Origin of the sequence: Acetobacter papayae JCM 25143 (assembly GCF_000613285.1) — a bacterium.
In the GTDB taxonomy this organism is placed as follows: Bacteria; Pseudomonadota; Alphaproteobacteria; order Acetobacterales; family Acetobacteraceae; genus Acetobacter; species Acetobacter papayae.
This window is the reverse complement of record NZ_BAIN01000162.1, coordinates 1-975: the sequence shown is the minus strand read 5'-3', so window position 1 is coordinate 975 and position 975 is coordinate 1. Positions and strand designations below refer to the sequence as shown.

The following is a 975-nucleotide window of genomic DNA, read 5'->3' as shown; positions in this document are numbered from 1 at the left end:
CCTAGGCCGCGCCGCCCTGCATGCACTGGCCACCGGGCGGGGGCTGCTCACCCCGGACAGCGCCGGGCAGAACTGGTTTGTGCAGCCGCTGCTACCGCCGCCCCGCCTGCTGATTGTGGGCGCGGTTCATATTGCCCAGCATCTGGCCCGGCTGGCCGCCCTTACGGGGTTTGACCCCATTGTGGTGGACCCGCGTGAGGCACTGGCCACGACCGAGCGTTTCCCCGGTCTGGAGCCGGGTCGAACTCTGATAACCGAATGGCCGGATGAAGCCCTGCCCGCACTGGGTATCGATTCCACCACAGCCCTCGTTACCCTGACACATGATGCCAAGCTGGATGACCCCACGCTGGAAACGGCGCTGGGTAGCCCGGCTTTCTATATTGGTGCGCTGGGCTCGCGCAAAACACAGGCCAGCAGGCTTGAGCGCCTGCAACAGCTTGGCTACGCGCCCGAAGCTCTGGCGCGTATTCGCGGGCCGGTAGGGCTGGCTATTGGCGCTGTGGGTGCTGAGGAAATTGCCCTGTCCATTCTGGCCGATATCGTGGCCGTGCGGCGCAACGGCCCATTGGCAACCCGGCGCGGCTGGGACAACCCGTAATGCCCGGCACCCCGCCCCCTTCCACCCTGCCGGGCACAATGGCCATTATTCTGGCGGCCGGGCGCTCAAGCCGCACGGCCCCTGCCCATAAGCTGCTGGCATGCGATGCCTCGGGCCAGCCCATGCTGCTACGCACACTCAACGCCGTGCTGGCTAGCGCGGTGGAGGAAGTGCTGGTGCTTTTACCGCCAGAGCGGCCCGACATGGCGGCCCTACTGCACCCCCTGCTGGAAAGCCCGGCCAATGCGCCCCCGGCTTCAGCCCCCCTCGCCCCCGGAGGCAGGCAACCAGTGCGACGGCTGCGCATGACCTGCGTGCGCCAGCCTGAACTTGGCCTGTCGCGCTCGCTCATGCCGGAGTGCGTGCGGCCATGC

General features: G+C 67.7%; 2 protein-coding genes. Both read left to right on the top strand.

The annotated features are described in order from the left end of the window. The coding region (locus JCM25143_RS15170; RefSeq protein ID WP_025861855.1) for an XdhC family protein at positions 1-601 on the top strand (601 nt) is incomplete at its 5' end. After that, on the top strand, positions 601-975 hold a 375-nt coding region (locus tag JCM25143_RS22190; protein ID WP_025861854.1), incomplete at its 3' end, for an NTP transferase domain-containing protein. The genes JCM25143_RS15170 and JCM25143_RS22190, both read left to right, overlap by 1 nt.